The sequence below is a fragment of the Roseivirga sp. UBA1976 genome (assembly GCF_002336325.1).
In the GTDB taxonomy this organism is placed as follows: domain Bacteria; phylum Bacteroidota; class Bacteroidia; order Cytophagales; family Cyclobacteriaceae; genus Roseivirga; species Roseivirga thermotolerans.
Genome location: NZ_DDDQ01000037.1, coordinates 1 through 16,853, shown reverse-complemented (window position 1 = coordinate 16,853; position 16,853 = coordinate 1). Strand labels below are relative to the sequence as shown.

Below are 16,853 nucleotides of genomic sequence, written 5' to 3'. Positions count from 1 at the left end.
GAAATTAGGATTAATTATTGCTCTTACAACCAATTTTAATACCACAGTGTCTAAAGGCGAGAAGAGGGGATCTTCTTGAAGGTTAATGATTCAGGATATAGAATTAATCAATAGGTGCATTAAAGGAGAAGTTAAGGCGCAACGCGAACTTTACGATCGCTACGCGGCCAGACTTATGCCTGTTGCTATGCGTTATGCCAAATCGCAGGCTGATGCTGAAGATATTCTTCAAGATGCCTTTATAAAGATCTTCAATAGTCTTGAATCGTTTAGGCACGAAGCACAGTTTTCTACCTGGCTAAGGCGCATAGTAGTGAACACCGCCATTAACCACAACCGCAAGAAGCTGTATCAACAGCCAATGCTCGATATAGACAAAACCCCGCTTCATGTAGAGAAAGAACTGGTGATTTCGCATTTACACTTTACTGAAATAATGGCCATGATGCAGAAGTTACCGGTAGGTTGTAGAACAGTATTCAACCTTTTTGCCATTGAAGGCTATGGGCACAAAGAGATAGCCGAAATGATGGAAATAACCGAAGGCACTTCCAAATCGCAGTATGCCAGAGCAAGAGCTCTGCTGAAAGTGATGATAGAAGAGGCCAATACAGTGATAAACTCAAATGTGTCGATGTAATGGGCAGTTTTGAAAACGATCTGAAGGATATGTTTGATGGGGTTGAATTTCAACCCTCAGAACAGGTGTGGGCCGGGGTAGAAAAGGCGCTTCAGCAAAAGAAAAAGAGAGGTATATTCTTCATGTGGCAGACCTATGGAGTTGCCGCAGCTATAGCCTTGTTTGCTATTGCCGGTTTTATATACAACCAGGGAGAGAGTCCCGTGGTCAATGCTGAAACACCCAAGGAGCTGAGCCAAAAAGAAGATATATCTGCCAAGAACGAACCACAGGAAAATGATTTAAATAGTGGAGCAGGTACCGGTCTCGCAGCTGATTTAAAAACCAGCTTGCCCAAGGCGCAAGACACAGAAAATAGCGACAGTAGAGCAGAAGTAGTAGCTCGCAACAGAGAAAGGCTGGTTGCTGATTACTCTAATTTAACGGAAGTTGAAAGTGTACCTAAGAAAGAGCAGTTCTTTTTACCAGAAGTATTAATGGCTACTCCAAAGGCATACAGAGCTAGTTTGGCAACCACCAGAGCTTTGTGGATGAAAGACCTGGGTGTAAGCACCCGGCCGCTTTCTGAGCTTATTGCCGGTGTAGAAATAGAGCCGGAAAATTATACAAGACAGCAGATACTCTCGGGCCATGTGGGTAACAATAGTTTAAATATTGAGTCGGAAAGTAGTCACCTGGCTGCTTTTAATATTGAAGATGCCAATGTTGCATCGCTTCGTTCCGATGTAATCAATAGCTCAGAGCGGGCTATAGGTGCCATAAGTGCAGGATTCGGCCTGTCTTATGATCTCAGTGAAAAGCTTGCCTTGGGTGCTCTGGTTAGGTATAGTCAGTTTAAAGTGAGTAGTACCTCCAATGCCTATTCCATAGAAAACGGGAAGTCTTTGCCCATTTACCTGCCATTGGGTTACGACCCGGATAATGTAAACTTCACCGGTAACTACAACCTTACCAATACACTGCAGGGTATTTCTGTATTGCCAACGTTAAGCTACAAAGTGGTTCAGTGGAATGGCTTCGATGTTTCTTTGCTCGCAGGGGTAGGAGTGGACTACTTCTTCGACTATAAAGTGAAAGGTGACCTGAATTTTCTTTCGGTTCGTAAGGCAGACCTGAGCCGGGCCGATTTCATTAGTGAATGGAACCTGAGTGGCATGGCAGGACTTGGTTTAAATTATCGCATAAACGAGCAGTTTGGCGTGGGAGCCGATGTTCACTATCGATACTTTGTACCTGTAAGCCCACAAGACCGGCAAGCTTCGGTGTTTGGTTTTGGCCTTGGAATCAATTATTACCTCAACCGAAAACCCTAATCGGCTTCCTGAGCCTCTATTTCAAGGTAAAGCGATTCCCATTCTTGCTGCACTTTCTGCAGCGATGTTTTCAGCGCTTGGTGCTTATCCGTTTTTTCGGCTAGTACTTCCTGGTTTTCGAATACTTCGGGAAGAGCCATTTCTCCTTCAATGGCTTCTACCTGTTGTTCTAGTTGTTCTATTTGAGCTTCTTTGTCTGCCAGGTTTTGCTTTAGCTTCTTCAGTTGTTGTTCGTCTTCGTTGTTCCTTGCCTTTTTATTTGAGGTTTTAGGCTTTTCTGTTTTGGCCGATGATTGAGTGGTTGGTGTGCTTTCGGCTTTAACTCTTTGAGACATCCAGTATTCGTACTCCTCGTAGGTGCCCGGATAAACCTTTATTTGCTCATCTTCTATATACCAGATTTTATTGGCTATCTGAGAAATAAAGTGGCGGTCGTGCGATACAATAACAAACGTACCTTCATATTGCTGTAGGGCTTGAATGAGAATGTTAACCGATAGGAAATCTAGGTGGTTGGTCGGTTCATCCATCATCAGAAAGTTGGCTTCAGAAAGCAGAGTTTTGGCCAGAGCCACCCGCGACTTTTCTCCACCAGAAAGTACTTTTATCTTTTTAAATACTTCTTCGTTCTGGAAAAGAAAACAACCTAGTATGCCTCTCAATTCTCTTTCAGACTTATTCGATCCGGCTTGTTGCAGTTCCTGTATGATCTCATTTTCAATGTTCAGAGATTCCAACTGGTGTTGAGCATAAAAGGCAGTGTTTACATTATAGCCCTCTTGTCTTTGACCTTCAATTTTTTCTGTGCCGGCAATAATTCTCAGCAGGGTAGACTTTCCCTTACCATTGGCACCTATGAGCGCAATTTTATCTCCACGCTCTACCTGAGCTGTGGTGTTTTTGAGTATTTGCAAATCGCCATAACTCTTAGATATATTGTTTAGCTCAACAATAAAGCGTCCCGATTTTTGCTTAAAGCCAAACTGAAAGTTCATGGTAATGTTTTCATCTACCACGTCTTCGATCAGGTCCATTCGTTCCAGTGCCTTTACCCGCGATTGTACCTGGCGGGCCTTTGAAGATTTGGCCCTAAAGCGCTCAATGAATCGTTCGGTTTGCCTTATTTGTGCTTGCTGATTTTCGTAGGCGTTTTTCTGTATCTCCTCGCGCTGCGCTTTTTCTTCCAGATAGAAGGAATAATTGCCGCTATACTGCGTGAGTTTAAAGCAGGAAACCTCTACGATAGAGGTCACCACATTGTCAAGAAAATACCTGTCGTGTGATACCACAATAATGGCTCCCTCATAGGTTCGGAGGTAGTTCTCAATCCACTGAATAGAGGGTAAGTCCAGGTGGTTGGTTGGTTCATCGAGCATTAGCAGCGATGGCTTTTGAAGCAGTAACTTTGCCAACATTACCCGCATGCGCCAGCCACCGGAAAATTCGCGTAAAGGTCTTTTTAAGTCTTCGGTTTTAAATCCAATGCCTTCTAAAATGGCCTCAGCTTCCGATTGCATAGAGTACCCTCCAAGAGCTTCAAACTGCTCCTGAGCTTTAGCAAGCTTTTCCACCAGCTGGTCTTCATAGTTCACCTCCATTTGATGAAGCAACTGGTCTATTCTACGCTGGAGTTTGTTTGCTTCCTCAAATGCCTCCATAGCAATACTCAGAATACTGTCGTCACTCTGGTACGACAACAGATCTTGATTGAGGAAACCAATGGTGCACTCTTTGCTTTTGGTAATTTCTCCGGCTGTGGGCTGGTAGTCGCCAATGATTAAGCGCAGTAAAGTAGATTTTCCCTTGCCATTCAACCCAATCAGGCCAATTCTGTCATTTGGTTTAATGTGTAGGTTGGCCGAATCGTATAAAGGACGGTCTCCTATGTAATAAGAAAGGTTGTTAATGGCAATCATGGCGCAAAATTAGCTTTCAGTAGAAGAAAACAAACAGCAGGGTAATAAAATACTCAAAGACCTGCCACGGCTCACTCAATATTTAAGCAACTCATAAAAACAATGATTTATGTATGAACACAGTTTTGTAAATTGTGAACCATGAAACGTACCTTTATTAACCCTAGTTCAAGTGCTTTGGCCGCGTTTTGCTTATTGCTGCTACTAAGTTGCAATGGCCAGGCTCAAACGAAGACTGACAATGAATATGCCGAAAGGCTGAAGCGAATTAACCTGCCCGAAGGTTTTGAGATATCTTATTATGCCAAAAATATAGTAGACGCCCGCTCGTTGGCGCGCACCGAAGATGGACGAACCGTCTTTGTGAGCAACCGGAGAAGGAAGAATGTATATGCCCTAACCGATACCAATGGTGACATGGTGCCAGACAAGATAGATACCATAGTAACCGGCTGGAACTCGCCCAATGGAGTGGCATACAAAGACGGTGATTTATATGTGGCGGAAATTAACCGAATACATCGATTCCCTGATATTATAAACAACCTTGATCAGCCTAAGTCGGAGGTGATTTATGATGAATACCCTACCGATGGTCACCATGGCTGGAAATTCATTGCCTTTGGCCCTGATGGCAAGTTGTATGTGCCTGTAGGGGCTCCTTGCAATGTTTGCGACAAAGAAGATGAAAACCCTGTATATGCGACTATTACCCGGATGAACCCTGATGGTTCCGGTATGGAAATTTATGCCAGGGGAGTAAGAAACACCGTGGGTTTTACCTGGCATCCACAAACCGGAGAAATGTGGTTTACCGATAATGGTAGAGATATGCTCGGTGACGATATACCGGCCTGCGAACTAAACCATGCTCCGCAAGAAGGCATTCATTTTGGCTTTCCTTTTTGGCATCAGGGCGATATTCCCGATCCGGAGTTTGGTAAGAAGTTTCCGCGTAGTCAGTTCAAAGAACCGGCCTATAAGTTTGAACCTCATAGTGCTCCGCTTGGGCTCCGGTTTTATCAAGGAAATATGTTCCCTTCCCAATACAAGAACAATCTGATTGTCGCCCAGCACGGTTCGTGGAACAGGTCTCAGGAAGCCGGCCATATCGGATATCAATTGCGATTTGTACAAATCGAAAACGACAAAGTGGTAAAGAGCGAAATCTTTGCTGATGGCTGGCTTGACAAAGAAAAGAACCAGGGATGGGGCAAGCCGGTAGATGTGCTGGAAATGCCCGATGGCTCACTTTTGGTTTCAGACGACATTAATCATTGCATCTATAGAATCACCTACAAGCAATAGACCGGTTAAAGTAAAAGAATTGGGAAGGCCGTCTCAAAAGAATAATTAGTTTTGGGTCGGCCTTTTCTATTGCCCTTAAAATGCTCAAAATAACGCATCTTTATAAAAAATACCCTGGCGAAAGTTTAGGTGCTGTGGTAGATGTTTCGTTTGAAATGAGCGGACAAGAAGTGCTGGCTATTGTTGGTAGAAGTGGGTCCGGGAAAAGCACTTTGCTGCGTATGATTGCAGGGCTCGCTAAGCCCGATTCGGGCACTATCGCATTTCGTGGCGAACCGCTCAAAGATCCTGAAGAGCAGTTGATTGCCGGCCACGATAAAATTAAAATGGTTTTTCAGGATTTTCAGGTAAAGCCCAATATGACTGTTGCCGAAAATGTGCGCTACAAGCTGTTACATTTTACCGGGCAGTTTCAGCAAGAGCGAACCAATGAGTTGCTCGAAATGTGTGGGCTGGTGAGCCTGGCTTCTAAAATGCCTCATGAACTGAGTGGCGGACAACAACAAAGGCTCTCTTTGGCCAGGGCATTGGCCGATGATCCTGAACTGCTGGTAATGGATGAGCCTTTCAGCAATTTGGACCCCATCATTAAACAAGATCTCCTTTTGGAACTGACGGACATTGTGCGCAAAGAAGGTATAGGTCTTATATTGGTGAGTCACGATGTTCAGGATGCTTTGCTAATAGCCGATAGAATAGCCTATCTGGAAGACGGTAGGCTCTTACAAATGGACTCTCCTAAAGTTATTTATCGTCATCCTGCTACCTTAGCCATAGCACAGTTTTTTGGGAGGGTAAATAATGTTTCTGCCCTGATGAATAAGAAAAATACCTTTGTTCGGGCGGAAGATGTACATGTACATGTTGAAGGAGCTTCTCAGACTTTGTCTATAACGGCAATGGTACAAAGCTGTCGTTTTTTGGGGTCAAGGTATTTGGTTACAGCTCAGAGTGGCGACACCAATCTATCACTGTATCATAGTCATACGTTAAAAACAGGCCAAAAAATAGCACTCCGTATAGACCAATCATGTGTACTACATTTTTCTTGATTTAAACGATATATGAAAGATTTTTAATATCTTGGCCTTATGTTCAGCAATGAACATCCTCGACTACCATCAACGTTGCGACTGACCTGTCGTTATTTTTGTATTCAACTATCAGACCTTAATATGAAACGATCATTATTGACCTTAATGATTTTCAGCCTTATCGGAATAGCGAGTCTTCAGGCACAAAACCTGAACAAAGTGTATGGAGCTATGGCTGAAGAAGACTGGGAGGTGGCTCTACAAGAGTTAGAACCCATATTAGCCAAGAAAAAGAAAAATTATGAAGCCATGTGGCTGGCTGGTATTTGTCATACCAAGCGCTATCGCATGGACAAGGCCTTTGAGCTCTTTAAAGAAGCCTTGCCATTGGCAGAAGAGCTCCCTTACTTTTGGATTCCTTATGCCGAGGCCTATCTGGTAGCCGAGCGAGTAGACGATGCAGAAAGAACTCTGCGCAGACTGAATGTAAATTCGTTGGAAGATGCTGATCAGGCTGACTGGTATGCACTTTTTAATAAAATTCAGAATGCCAGAAAGTATTTGTCCAACCCAAAAGACATTATCATTAAAAACCTGGGGCCTAATGTAAACACAGAGGGTAACGAATACTCTCAGGTGGTCACGGCCAATCAAATGGGAATTTACTTTACGGCCAGAAGAGACGGACTCGGTAAAATTGCCGATGATGGTGAAAACTACGAGATGGTGATGACTGCTGAAATGGACGACTTGGACAAGTGGAAGAAAGACCGTCCGTTAGATGGCTTCTCGGCCAGAGATGCCAATGAAGCACCGGTGCAGCTGACAAATGGCGACAGTACTTTGCTCACCTTTCTGGATGAGGACCTTTACATTTCGTACCGACAGGCCGATGGTACCTGGGGTAAGCGGCAGCCATTGCCCATCAACACCAATAAGTGGGACTCTCATGCCTTTCTGTATAACAACGGAAACTCAATGATTTATGCCTCGAGCTTTGGCAATGACGATGAAAACTCTGACCTATATATTGTGCATAAGAATGCCGATGGCTCATGGACCAAGCCTTATTTTATAGAAGAACTTAATACGCCTGAGCGTGAAGACGCTCCCTTTGTGGCCGAGGATGGAACCCTTTACTTTTCTTCCCAAGGACACGACTCCATGGGAGGGTATGATATTTTTTCCACTCGTTTAGATAGCGCCACGGGTAAGTTTTCTGAGCCCCAAAACATGGGAGCCCCAATTAACCTACCTAACGATGACACCTTCTTTACACTTTATGGTAAGAACGCATATCTGTCGTCCAGTCGACCGGATGGCTACGGACAGGTAGATATTTACCGAATCATCATGTTCAACAAGTCACAACTTCAGGGCAAACTGCTCGACTGTGATAACGAAACGCCTGTAGCCTATGCGGAAATAAAGGTAACGACTGAAGATGGTGACGAGCTAACCACTACCACTGACGAATACGGAGTGTATAAAATGGTAATGCCTATTGAGCGAGACTTTACGCTTAGCGTTTCTAAAGACGATGAGGTACTCTACGAAAAGGAGCATGCTATTCGCGTGTTGTTTAGAGACGAATTTGATGTAGAGCAAGACTTTTATATTGGATGCGACAGGGTAGAGAAAGAGATTTATGTAAAAATGATCAACAGCTTTGACCTGGATCCAACCAACGTTCCTGTACCTCCGGTTTCTACCGAAGGAGTTCAGCCTGTGGTAGAAGAAGAGGAAGAGCCGATAGTTGAAGTGATAGCCGAAGACCCCGTTGTGCCAGACCCACCGGTAGTAGAAGAAAAAACCGAAGCATTGCCTCCGGCTGTTACGCCTGAGAACATTGAGCTACCAATGGTTTACTTCGACTTCGATAAACATAACATCAAGTCGGAATTCTTTAAACGACTGGATGAGGCGGCTGAGCTATTGGTACGAAGAAGAGACCTTAGAATAATGGTAGCCGGTCATACGGATGCCTATGGTACCAACCCATATAACGTAGCTCTTGGCCGAAGAAGGTACACAGAAGTATACAATTACCTTATCAATAAAGGAGTGAACCCGGAGCAGCTAGAGACCAAAACCTTTAGTGAAGATATTCCTGTGGCCTCTAACCGTACAGTACAGGGTAGGGCATTTAACAGAAGGGTAGAACTTTACTTTATTGATGAAGATGGAAATAGAGTAGACTACTAGTCTTTGCTTATATTGATTCATGGAGAGGTTGTCTGAAACGCTGGAATAGGCGGGAAAGACAGCCTCTCTTTTTATTTACTTAATACGCTTATAGAATATCCGCCAGTTGAGCGTCCAGGTTTTGCCTCCATCGGTGGTTCTTTCCCAGTCCCAGGTAAAGGAATCTTCAGTGAAATTGTAAAAGACCATCCTTGATTGCGTGGTTCGGCCATTAATGGTTTGGGAGGCGGTGCTGAAAATTTTGCGATCACCTTCCACAGAGCCTGTGAAAATCAGATTGCCACCCTGATTGTCCATCCACGTCTGATGCCAGGTGGAAGTATTGGGGTTAAACACAGAAATGCTGGTACCCTGAAAGCCTGCCAATTGGCCTTTGGTGGCCGAAAAATTTTCGTGCAACACTTTGCCTCCGGATATTCTGTTGATCACGTTGGTGCCACTACCGGCCTGACCGTTGGCATCGGTCCAATGGAGTTCCCAGGTGCCTTCCCAAAAATCGAATGTAGAAGCATCTATATTTTGGGCTTCAGCCACAAAAGCAGACACAGCCAGGCTGAGAATGATGATGAGTTTTTTCATACTTTTTTAAACCCATTATAGGGCCTTTGATGGTTTTATTCGGCAAATCCGATCATATTTTCCCTGTTTTGTGCCTTGCCTATTCTTTCGCGATAAAGAGAGGGAGATATACCCTCATGTTTTTTAAAGGCATTGAGAAAGCTGGTTTTATTATTGAAGCCGCTTTCCAGGGCAATGGCCAGAAGCTTTTCATTTCGGTTTTGTAAATAGCAATCCTTAATCAGTTGCTTGGCCTTGGCTATCCGCCAGGTATTAACATAGTCGTTGAAGTTTTGTTGCTTCATGGTGTTCACTGCTTCTGAGAGGTGGTGGGCACTTAAGTTTAAAGATTCGGCCAGGTCGGAGAGCTTCAGGTGGCCATCTAAGTAAGGAGAGTTGTTTTGCATGTGTTCATCAAGTCTTTTTATGAGCTGCTCGCGCATGGTAACTGAGAGTCCCGAGTGTTCATACTTTTCAATAGTTTGACGCTGTTCAGCAGGGAGTTGAATAAACTGATACCCTATGTAATAGACGCAAATGGCCATGCTGAGTGAAACGGCATAGTCATAGGCCGGTACAAGCCGGCCCGTCCATACCAATAGGTAATAAATAGAAAAGCTAATAGAGTATATCAGGAACAAGTAGCCATAAACACTGTTCTTCGGTTTGTTAGTGTGCAGTATTGCAATGCTGTAGCTCAGGTTCTGAAGAAGTTGCAAAGCAATAAGTGCCAATCCCATTATGGGCCATAATGATGAGCCAGCAAAGACCAAAAACAACAGACAGGCGAGAATAAAAGGTAAAAAGTGAAGCCATTGAGTTTTTTGTTTTAACTGACTTTGGGCCGATAAGTGCATCCATAAAAACGGTCCTAACAATAAGGTCAGGTACTGAAGAAGCCCCATCCATACAGGTAGTTTCGGGGTAACTTTCAACCAAAACAGCAAGTAGTAGCCCAACAGGAGAGTGAAGCAAAGTACAAAGGATCCTAACCAATGGTAACTAATGGAGTTACGACTTTTTACAACCAGTGCCAGTCCGAGCACGGTTCCCTGGCACAGGGTAGCGCTAAATAATACCAACCAAAGAGTGGGCATAGCATACATAACCTTAATTTATGACCTGACAGTTGGAGCTAATGTCAGAAAGCTCATGGCATTGGGTCCGACCTTTGGCCAAGTTACCTGTTCAAGCCAATGTTTAAGGTAATTATAAATGAGCAATTATGCTCAGACCCTCACCAGAGGAAGGGTGGAGCAGCGTAGCAAACCGCTCAACTTTGAGGTTTCAAAGTACTTCACTTTATGGCATGTGATACCCCGGGCTTCGAGTTCAGAGATGAGCCTTGTAAAACCTTTCTCTATTAACACATCGTTTGGTCCAATGGAGAAAATATTAGGGAACATGAGGTTCTTCTCTTCCTGGTCGATGCGGATAAGGTTATCTGTGCCAAACAGGTCGTAGATTATTTCGGGTTTGTGTACAAAGCCCTCTTCATAAAAAATGGCATACTTTTCACCCACTGGCTGAAAAGCACAGTCCAGGTGCAGAATATTTACTTTGGGGTCGTCACTCACAACAAGCTCCAGTGCATGAAAGGTTTTGTTAGGAAACTGATCTTTCAGATAGTCAAATCCTTTTCTGTTTGTGCGCTTACTAATGCCAACAAAGACATGGTTTCCGTGAACCAGAACATCGCCCCCTTCTATAGTGGCACCATCCGGTATCCGTACTATTTTTTCGGGGTTGAACTGGCTCATGATACGTTCAATGCCTTTAATTTCTCCCTGCCGAAGTGGTTCTTTCATATTGGCGATCACAAATCTGTCGTCAATCACAAAACCAATATCCCGGGTGAAAATTTGTTTCTTCTCTTTTAGATTGTCTGGCTGAAGCACCTCCACACCGGCTTTTTCCAGAGCCAGTTTTGCCTCATTTATTTCCTCCTCAATATCTTCCGGTTTGGGGTAAGTGCCTTGTTGCTTATGCATTTTGGCTACCGGATTAATCTCATAAGGCTCTCCCTGGTCGGTGCCAATGCCCAAAATAACGGTTTTTAGTTGGGCTGTTTCGCTGGTGATATTGAGTGGTATGTAGTTCAATGTTGTCCTTTTTTGCTGCTAATTTACTCAAGTAGCCTCCTCAGACCAACCTTTAGGCCATTTAAACTGATTCGGCCGATGGCTTGTCAGTCTTTGGTTCTTTGGCTTGCTTAAGTACGCGAGAAGCTAATAGCCAGCAAATCAGAGCGAACAATGCACCCAGAGCAAAGGCCGCTCCGGGAAAGTAATAATCTGGTTTGGTAAAATAATAGAAGGTTTCGCCCATCATGGAAGGCCCAAAGATGGCTGCAAGACTCATCAGACTGGTGATTCCTCCTTGTAGTTCTCCCTGTTCGTTACGGGGTACTTGATTAGACATAAAGGCCTGAATGGTTGGCCCGGCCAAACCTCCCAATACGTAGACAATCAGAAAGCCATAGAGCATGGTAGTGGTTGTAGTGATAGCAAAGAGGGCCAATCCGGCACATGTAAAAAATAAACCCAGGTGCACGGTTTTCTTGTATCCCAATTTTAGAGTTAAGTTGCCTATGAGGCCAGCCTGAACAATGGCGACTAATACGCCCACCACACTCAGCGAAAAGCCTATGTCGCTGCTTTCCCAATCAAACATTTCAGCTCCAAAATAAGACCAGGTAGATTGTACGGAGTGTGAGGCTATGTATAAGAAAAACAGAGCAAGAGCAAAACCAAAAACGATGCGGTTCTTTTTTAGCTGCCGGAGCGACCCCAAAGGGTTAGCCCGTTTCCAGTTAAAGGCTCTTCTTTCTTCTTTTGGCAGCGATTCGGGGAGTATAAAGAGGCCATAGAGAAAATTAATAAGTGTAAGACCGGCTGCCACAAAGAAGGGAGTACGTAGTCCATAGCTGCCGAGATACCCGCCTATGGCCGGACCAATAATAAAACCCAAAGCAAAAGCAGCTCCCAGTAATCCGTAATTTCGAGCTCGCTTTTCGGGTGGGCTGATATCGGCCATATAGGCATAAGCGGTAGTAAAACTTGCTCCACAAATGCCAGCTATAAATCGCCCCACAAAGAACAACAATATGGTAGGAGCCATGGCCAGGAACAAGTAGTCTATTCCAAGGCCGAATAAGGCAATTAGCAATACCGGTCTCCGGCCATACTTATCACTCAAACTGCCGAGAATGGGAGCACAAATGAATTGCATTAAGGCATATACAGTTACCAGCCGAGTACCCACCCTTGAAGCTTCACCATATGTCAGGTTGCCCAGTTCTTTAAACAAATTAGGGAAAATAGGGATAACCAACCCCAAGCCGATGATATCGATGAGAACAACTGCAAAAATGAATCCGAGAGCGGGTGTACGTTGTCTGGTCATAAAAAACGAAAGGGTGAATTTACAGCTTTGAATTCAATTAATGAGAAGGTGGGCTTTAGGAAGGAGAAAGTACTTTTCTAGTTACCAACCATTCCGTTATGGCTGCATGGTTTTGCCGGTGATTTTTCCAGATGGTTTCACACCACTTTCTAATGGCGGCATCTCTTTCTTTTCCTTCTTTTACCTTTAAAATTTCGCTCACAGAAAAGTTCACTTTCGATTTTGGCAGCATTAACTGTGGCCAATTGCTTTTGTCTTTGCTTAAAAATACGTGGACATTCTGCACTTCTTTACCTGTAAACCCATGCTCCAGATACAGGCACAAACCCAATAAACCGTAAACCAATTTTATGGTTTTGGTTGATTCATTGGCGTGTTGAACGGCAAAAGCATCTACTATATGCTGATGGATAAAATATGCCTGGTTGGAGTGCGCCAGGGTGTAAAACGAGAGTTCATGAAAAAGATCTTCTTCGTTGGGCATATCAGGCAAACTTAATATTGTTAAGAATAAGGCCTGAAGAGGGAGCTACCAGACTGAGGTGCTGATCAAAGCCCGGTTGCAAGGTTTTTCGATGAGCTTCCAGGTCTGTTTCGTGCGTACCCAAGCGTATCAGTTGCCCCATCATGTAGCGAATTTGATTGCGCATAAAGCCCTTGCCACATACTCTGAAGGCATAGGAAGGGGATGGAAAGAAGTTGGCGGTGAGAAAAGTGTTGTCTACTATTTCAGCGCTGTCAATAGTGCGTACAGTTTTAGTTTCACTTTTTGGCTTTTTAGTGTAGGCCTTAAACTCATGTTCTCCTTCATACATTTTAGCACCCTCAGCCATCAATTCCAGATCCAGTGCATCGGGGAAGGTATAGAGAAAAGGAGAGGAGAAGGGGTGTGCTTTTTGTCCGAAGGCAAACAGGTAGATATATTCCTTTTGCTTGGGGGTTTTAATGATGTTAAAGTGCCTGTCTGTTTCTTCTATAGCCAACACTTTAATATCGGGTGGTAAGTGTTTGTTAAACAGCTCAAGAAAGGCAGATTCATCTTCGATAGGCTCGGTTAGAAACAATTCGAAGATTCCGTGGTTGGAAGAAACCATAGCATCGGTTCGGCTGGCTCCCAATGTTTTAAACCATCTGTTTTCCATAATGAACGTAAGGGTACGGTCTATCATGTAATGTATGGTTTTAACGTTGGGCTGTTTGGCCCATCCATGGAAGCGGTATCCGAGGTACTGAATATGCACCAGATAAAAGTAACTGGCTTTCATTGCTGTATAATTAACAAGGGTTCGGCAAAAGTACTGCTCTTTACAAAACCCCTAAAGAGTTTTTGGTAAAATGGGCAAGAGTGCCCCAGTACTTTAACCGAACCCCGGCCAATAAGCCAAATAAGGAGGCTATTTTAAAGGACGTACCCGTATGTTGCGATAGTGTACCTCATCGCCATGGTTCTGAAGGCTGAATGCTCCTTCTTTAAAAGCTGCATATGTAGCAGAATTAGCCCATTTTCCGGCTGCTTTTCTGGCTAGCCAGTCTTCCGATCCTTCTTCAAATTCCAGTACTTTTTCATCGTTGAGCCAATGCTCTACATGACCATTATTGTACACTATTTTCACCTTGTTCCATTCCATGTGAGGGTTAGGTTTTTTGGTTTCGGCAGGGGCATGCATGGCATAGTTCGATGCTACCATTTTATAGGGCTCCGTTTCTGAGCGCGAAAACTCATCGTCTAAAACCTGATACTCCGGTCCGGTTATAAAGTCGAAAGGTAAAGTATCGGCCTCAATCACATGGTAGAAAATACCACTGTTGCCGCCTTTGGCAATTCTATATTCTAATTCGAATTCAAAGTTGCCCCAGGTAGAGGTGGTTACCAGCGATTCGCTGCTAAAGCCCACATTGTTTTCTCCTGCACCGGCATTGCAAACAATGGCACCGTCTACAATAGACCAGGCGGTTGCCATCGTGTCTTTGCCATAGGTTTTCCAACCGTCAAAATTTTCACCATTGAAAAGAGTAACCCACTCTGTTTCTTTTTCTGAGCTGGTGTTGGTTGTTTCTTCTGCTTGTTTGCCCCCGCAAGCCATTGTAGCCAGGGCAATCATAGAAAAACAAATAGTTTTAAAGTTCATAGTCTAAAGGTTTATGCCAAGTTAGCGAAACCTCCAATAACTACGCAAAGCCTTGTGGGCAGAATCGTCAAACGATTGCATAGAGAGAAGACGAGAATAATTAGGGCCTGGAGTCTCTCCAAACCACCCCCAGAAATTCTGCTTTCTCATTAAAATCGGGGCAAGTGTTTACACCGGCAAAGCCACCGCTTTCGCAAACCACCTCACAATCTTCATTATAGAAGGTGTACAGCCAGTCGGCATAGCCCGACCCCGGATTGAAAACATAGACCCGCTGACCGTTGTATAAATAGGCTTCTACCGATGCCCTCTCGGGGCTTCTTACATTACTGTTGAGTGCCACAGTTTTGATTTGATCCTGAATGCAGGAAGGAAGATCTACCGGAATGCCCTTATTGTCGCAGCTCAAGGCTAACAAGAGCAAAAATGTACTTGTAATTAATTTTTTCATCTGTTTGACCTTATTTGAGAGTTTAGACACAAAGGGGAGTCAAACAGTTGTATTGGTCGTTTTTACCCGCGCCTAATCAACAAGTTTCTTCTTTTTCCATCGGCCCATTTTAAACCACGCCACCGTAAGTATACAGGGAATAACATAACTCACCGGAAAAGACCACCACACCCCAAACTCCTGAAAACTCTCCATTTCTGAAGTAATCCATGCAAATGGAAACTGAATAATCCATATCCCAATAATGGCCAGAATCATAGATTCTACCGTGTTGCCCGAACCACGCAAAGTGCCCACTAAGGCCAGTTGGGCACCCATAAAGCCAAAGGCCAACGAGGTTATTTTTAAGAAATCTACTCCCATGCCAACCACCTCATCGGTAGAGTCGAGAAAAGCTCTTACCAGGGGTTCGGCCGAAAAGTAAAAGACTATGCCAATGATAGTGAGGGCACCAAAACCAATCCATGCGGCATAAGTGGCTCCCTTTTCAGCCCTGCCAACCTGTCTGGCACCCATGTTTTGGCCAACAAATGTAGAGGAGGCGTGGAGCAGGCCCAGACCAAATATGACCACAAAACTTATGAGCCGTGAGCCAACTCCGTAGGCGGCCAGTACTTCAGTTCCAAACTTAGCGGCTATGCCTGTCATAATGGTAAGCCCCAGAGCTCGTGCCGAAATTTCTACAGAAGAAGGAGCTCCCAACCTGAAGGCCTTCTTTAACAGGGGCAAGTCGAACTGAAAATTCTTTAAGGAAAGCTGAAAATCAGTTTTACCCTTGAACAGAATATATACTCCGGTAAAGGCTGAGAGGCTTACCGTAACCAGTGTACTGACAGCTGCTCCGGTTACGCCAAAGGCCGGAACAGGCCCCCAGCCATAGATAAATAGTGGGTCCAAAATAAAATTAATGGCAAGGGTGGCTGCGTTGATGTAGAGTGGTATTCTTACTTCGCCAATGCCCCGCATAAGTGATTGGAACATAATGAAACCGAAGTTGAAGACCAGTCCAATAAAAATGGTTCGTTGAAAGATGTTGGCGTCTTCGAAAATCACTTCTTCTACTCCGAGCCAATGAAGAATAGAAGGAGACAGAAAGTAAGCCACCGTGGATAGAACAAGGCTGATGATTACCACCATGGTGAGCGTTTGAGTAGCCACATGGTTGACCATGCCAAAATTTTTGGCCCCGGCATACTGAGCGACCAGAATGGTTCCGGCAAAGGCAAATCCTGAACTCAGTGAAATGAGCAGGAAATTTACCGGAAAACTAACAGAAACGGCAGCTACAGCATTGGCTCCCAGTTTACCCACCCAGAAAGCATCGACCAATTGATAGCCTGTTTGTAGCAGGTTTGCACCAATAATTGGGAGGGCAAGGGCAATGAGTCCTTTTAATATGGAACCTTCAGTAAGATCTAACCGGCCTCTTTTCATGAACGGACAAAACTATGTTAAACAGTGCAGAAGGGAGAAAATAGTTTCAGTTTTTTCTAATTCTTCCATGAGAGGTTGCCACCGTTAGTATTCAATGAGTGCCTGCTCTTATGGTTTGTTCAGTTCATACTTTTTTATGGCCAATCTCCATTAAGCCAACTTCGTTTTAAAGTTGAATTCTTTATCTTGAAGGCTTGCTTTAAACTATTCATCAACTAACAACGCGCTATGCAAATAATAGAATCAGCAAAAACCTACGATGTGGCCATTGTAGGTTCCGGTGCTGGAGGCGGAATGGCCACCAAAATCCTGTCAGAAGCAGGTTTTGATGTGGCAGTGCTGGAAGCCGGACCCCATTTTGACCCTGCCAAAGATGAGGATCGTACTCAACTGCGATGGCCCTGGGAGTCTCCCAGAAGAGGGGCCAGTTCAGACAGAAGATCGTTTGGCGATTTTGATG

Annotated in this window: 16 protein-coding genes; 6 read left to right on the top strand and 10 right to left on the bottom strand. The window is 44.3% G+C overall.

Annotated features, from left to right (window positions below; all coding sequences use genetic code 11):
- The first annotated feature begins 85 nt into the window (after nucleotides 1-85).
- Together B3763_RS03375 and B3763_RS03370 are read left to right on the top strand one after the other, a co-directional pair.
- Nucleotides 86-640, top strand: coding sequence for an RNA polymerase sigma factor (locus tag B3763_RS03375; protein WP_189631134.1), 555 nt, complete (start codon nucleotides 86-88; stop codon nucleotides 638-640).
- On the top strand, nucleotides 640-1,953 hold the full coding sequence (locus tag B3763_RS03370; RefSeq protein ID WP_286743658.1) for a hypothetical protein: 1,314 nt from the start codon (nucleotides 640-642) through the stop codon (nucleotides 1,951-1,953). The genes B3763_RS03375 and B3763_RS03370 overlap by 1 nt, the downstream gene beginning before the upstream one ends.
- Here the strand turns inward: B3763_RS03370 and B3763_RS03365 are convergent.
- Nucleotides 1,950-3,869 carry an ABC-F family ATP-binding cassette domain-containing protein gene (locus B3763_RS03365; RefSeq protein ID WP_286743655.1) on the bottom strand — a complete coding sequence of 640 codons (1,920 nt, stop codon included), beginning with the start codon at nucleotides 3,867-3,869 and terminating at the stop codon, nucleotides 1,950-1,952. The two genes, B3763_RS03370 and B3763_RS03365, sit on opposite strands and share 4 nt — an antisense overlap.
- Nucleotides 3,870-4,010: 141 nt before the next feature.
- Here B3763_RS03365 and B3763_RS03360 point away from each other — a divergent pair, with 141 nt between their 5' ends.
- From B3763_RS03360 to B3763_RS03350, 3 genes are all read left to right on the top strand, one after another.
- A complete protein-coding gene (locus B3763_RS03360; protein WP_286743651.1) occupies nucleotides 4,011-5,177 on the top strand; it encodes a PQQ-dependent sugar dehydrogenase in 1,167 nt (388 codons plus the stop codon).
- Between the two features lie 80 nt (nucleotides 5,178-5,257).
- The gene (locus B3763_RS03355; RefSeq protein ID WP_286743648.1) at nucleotides 5,258-6,229 is read left to right on the top strand and encodes an ABC transporter ATP-binding protein; all 972 of its coding nucleotides are present in this window, start codon (nucleotides 5,258-5,260) and stop codon (nucleotides 6,227-6,229) included.
- A gap of 123 nt (nucleotides 6,230-6,352) precedes the next feature.
- Nucleotides 6,353-8,416 (top strand): OmpA family protein, encoded by a 2,064-nt coding sequence (locus tag B3763_RS03350; RefSeq protein ID WP_189631139.1) that lies wholly within the window; start codon nucleotides 6,353-6,355, stop codon nucleotides 8,414-8,416.
- A gap of 75 nt (nucleotides 8,417-8,491) precedes the next feature.
- Here the strand turns inward: B3763_RS03350 and B3763_RS03345 are convergent, their stop codons facing one another.
- From B3763_RS03345 to B3763_RS03305, 9 genes are all read right to left on the bottom strand, one after another.
- Entirely contained in the window at nucleotides 8,492-8,995 is a 504-nt protein-coding gene (locus B3763_RS03345) for a hypothetical protein (protein ID WP_286743645.1), read from the bottom strand.
- Between the two features lie 35 nt (nucleotides 8,996-9,030).
- Nucleotides 9,031-10,071: a helix-turn-helix domain-containing protein gene (locus B3763_RS03340; protein ID WP_286743643.1), complete on the bottom strand. Its 1,041-nt coding sequence runs from the start codon at nucleotides 10,069-10,071 to the stop codon at nucleotides 9,031-9,033.
- Nucleotides 10,072-10,203: 132 nt separating this feature from the next.
- Complete coding sequence (locus tag B3763_RS03335; RefSeq protein WP_189631142.1) at nucleotides 10,204-11,076, bottom strand: dimethylarginine dimethylaminohydrolase family protein; 873 nt, start codon at nucleotides 11,074-11,076, stop codon at nucleotides 10,204-10,206.
- Nucleotides 11,077-11,137: 61 nt separating this feature from the next.
- Nucleotides 11,138-12,379, bottom strand: a complete 1,242-nt coding sequence (locus B3763_RS03330) for a TCR/Tet family MFS transporter (RefSeq protein ID WP_286743640.1) — start codon at nucleotides 12,377-12,379, stop codon at nucleotides 11,138-11,140.
- Nucleotides 12,380-12,434: 55 nt separating this feature from the next.
- Nucleotides 12,435-12,863 (bottom strand): DUF5946 family protein, encoded by a 429-nt coding sequence (locus B3763_RS03325; RefSeq protein ID WP_286743639.1) that lies wholly within the window; start codon nucleotides 12,861-12,863, stop codon nucleotides 12,435-12,437.
- Between the two features lies 1 nt (nucleotide 12,864).
- The gene (locus B3763_RS03320; protein ID WP_189631145.1) at nucleotides 12,865-13,644 is read right to left on the bottom strand and encodes a tRNA pseudouridine(38-40) synthase TruA; all 780 of its coding nucleotides are present in this window, start codon (nucleotides 13,642-13,644) and stop codon (nucleotides 12,865-12,867) included.
- 129 nt (nucleotides 13,645-13,773) lie between these two features.
- Nucleotides 13,774-14,508 (bottom strand): 3-keto-disaccharide hydrolase, encoded by a 735-nt coding sequence (locus tag B3763_RS03315; RefSeq protein ID WP_189631146.1) that lies wholly within the window; start codon nucleotides 14,506-14,508, stop codon nucleotides 13,774-13,776.
- 100 nt (nucleotides 14,509-14,608) lie between these two features.
- Nucleotides 14,609-14,959: a DUF6970 domain-containing protein gene (locus B3763_RS03310; protein ID WP_286743637.1), complete on the bottom strand. Its 351-nt coding sequence runs from the start codon at nucleotides 14,957-14,959 to the stop codon at nucleotides 14,609-14,611.
- 72 nt (nucleotides 14,960-15,031) lie between these two features.
- Nucleotides 15,032-16,393, bottom strand: coding sequence for an MATE family efflux transporter (locus B3763_RS03305; RefSeq protein WP_189631148.1), 1,362 nt, complete (start codon nucleotides 16,391-16,393; stop codon nucleotides 15,032-15,034).
- 228 nt (nucleotides 16,394-16,621) lie between these two features.
- Between B3763_RS03305 and B3763_RS03300 the strand changes: the two genes are divergently transcribed.
- Nucleotides 16,622-16,853: NAD(P)-binding protein (locus B3763_RS03300; protein ID WP_286743634.1), on the top strand; the 232-nt coding region annotated here is incomplete at its 3' end.

Bases quoted from the DNA above. Each gene is read 5' to 3' on its own strand.
- B3763_RS03375 (WP_189631134.1), top strand. From the start codon at position 86: ATGATTCAGGATATAGAATTAATCAATAGGTGCATTAAAGGAGAAGTT.
- B3763_RS03370 (WP_286743658.1), top strand. From the start codon at position 640: ATGGGCAGTTTTGAAAACGATCTGAAGGATATGTTTGATGGGGTTGAA.
- B3763_RS03365 (WP_286743655.1), bottom strand. From the start codon at position 3,869: ATGATTGCCATTAACAACCTTTCTTATTACATAGGAGACCGTCCTTTA.
- B3763_RS03360 (WP_286743651.1), top strand. From the start codon at position 4,011: ATGAAACGTACCTTTATTAACCCTAGTTCAAGTGCTTTGGCCGCGTTT.
- B3763_RS03355 (WP_286743648.1), top strand. From the start codon at position 5,258: ATGCTCAAAATAACGCATCTTTATAAAAAATACCCTGGCGAAAGTTTA.
- B3763_RS03350 (WP_189631139.1), top strand. From the start codon at position 6,353: ATGAAACGATCATTATTGACCTTAATGATTTTCAGCCTTATCGGAATA.
- B3763_RS03345 (WP_286743645.1), bottom strand. From the start codon at position 8,995: ATGAAAAAACTCATCATCATTCTCAGCCTGGCTGTGTCTGCTTTTGTG.
- B3763_RS03340 (WP_286743643.1), bottom strand. From the start codon at position 10,071: ATGCCCACTCTTTGGTTGGTATTATTTAGCGCTACCCTGTGCCAGGGA.
- B3763_RS03330 (WP_286743640.1), bottom strand. From the start codon at position 12,379: ATGACCAGACAACGTACACCCGCTCTCGGATTCATTTTTGCAGTTGTT.
- B3763_RS03325 (WP_286743639.1), bottom strand. From the start codon at position 12,863: ATGCCCAACGAAGAAGATCTTTTTCATGAACTCTCGTTTTACACCCTG.
- B3763_RS03320 (WP_189631145.1), bottom strand. From the start codon at position 13,644: ATGAAAGCCAGTTACTTTTATCTGGTGCATATTCAGTACCTCGGATAC.
- B3763_RS03315 (WP_189631146.1), bottom strand. From the start codon at position 14,508: ATGAACTTTAAAACTATTTGTTTTTCTATGATTGCCCTGGCTACAATG.
- B3763_RS03310 (WP_286743637.1), bottom strand. From the start codon at position 14,959: ATGAAAAAATTAATTACAAGTACATTTTTGCTCTTGTTAGCCTTGAGC.
- B3763_RS03305 (WP_189631148.1), bottom strand. From the start codon at position 16,393: ATGAAAAGAGGCCGGTTAGATCTTACTGAAGGTTCCATATTAAAAGGA.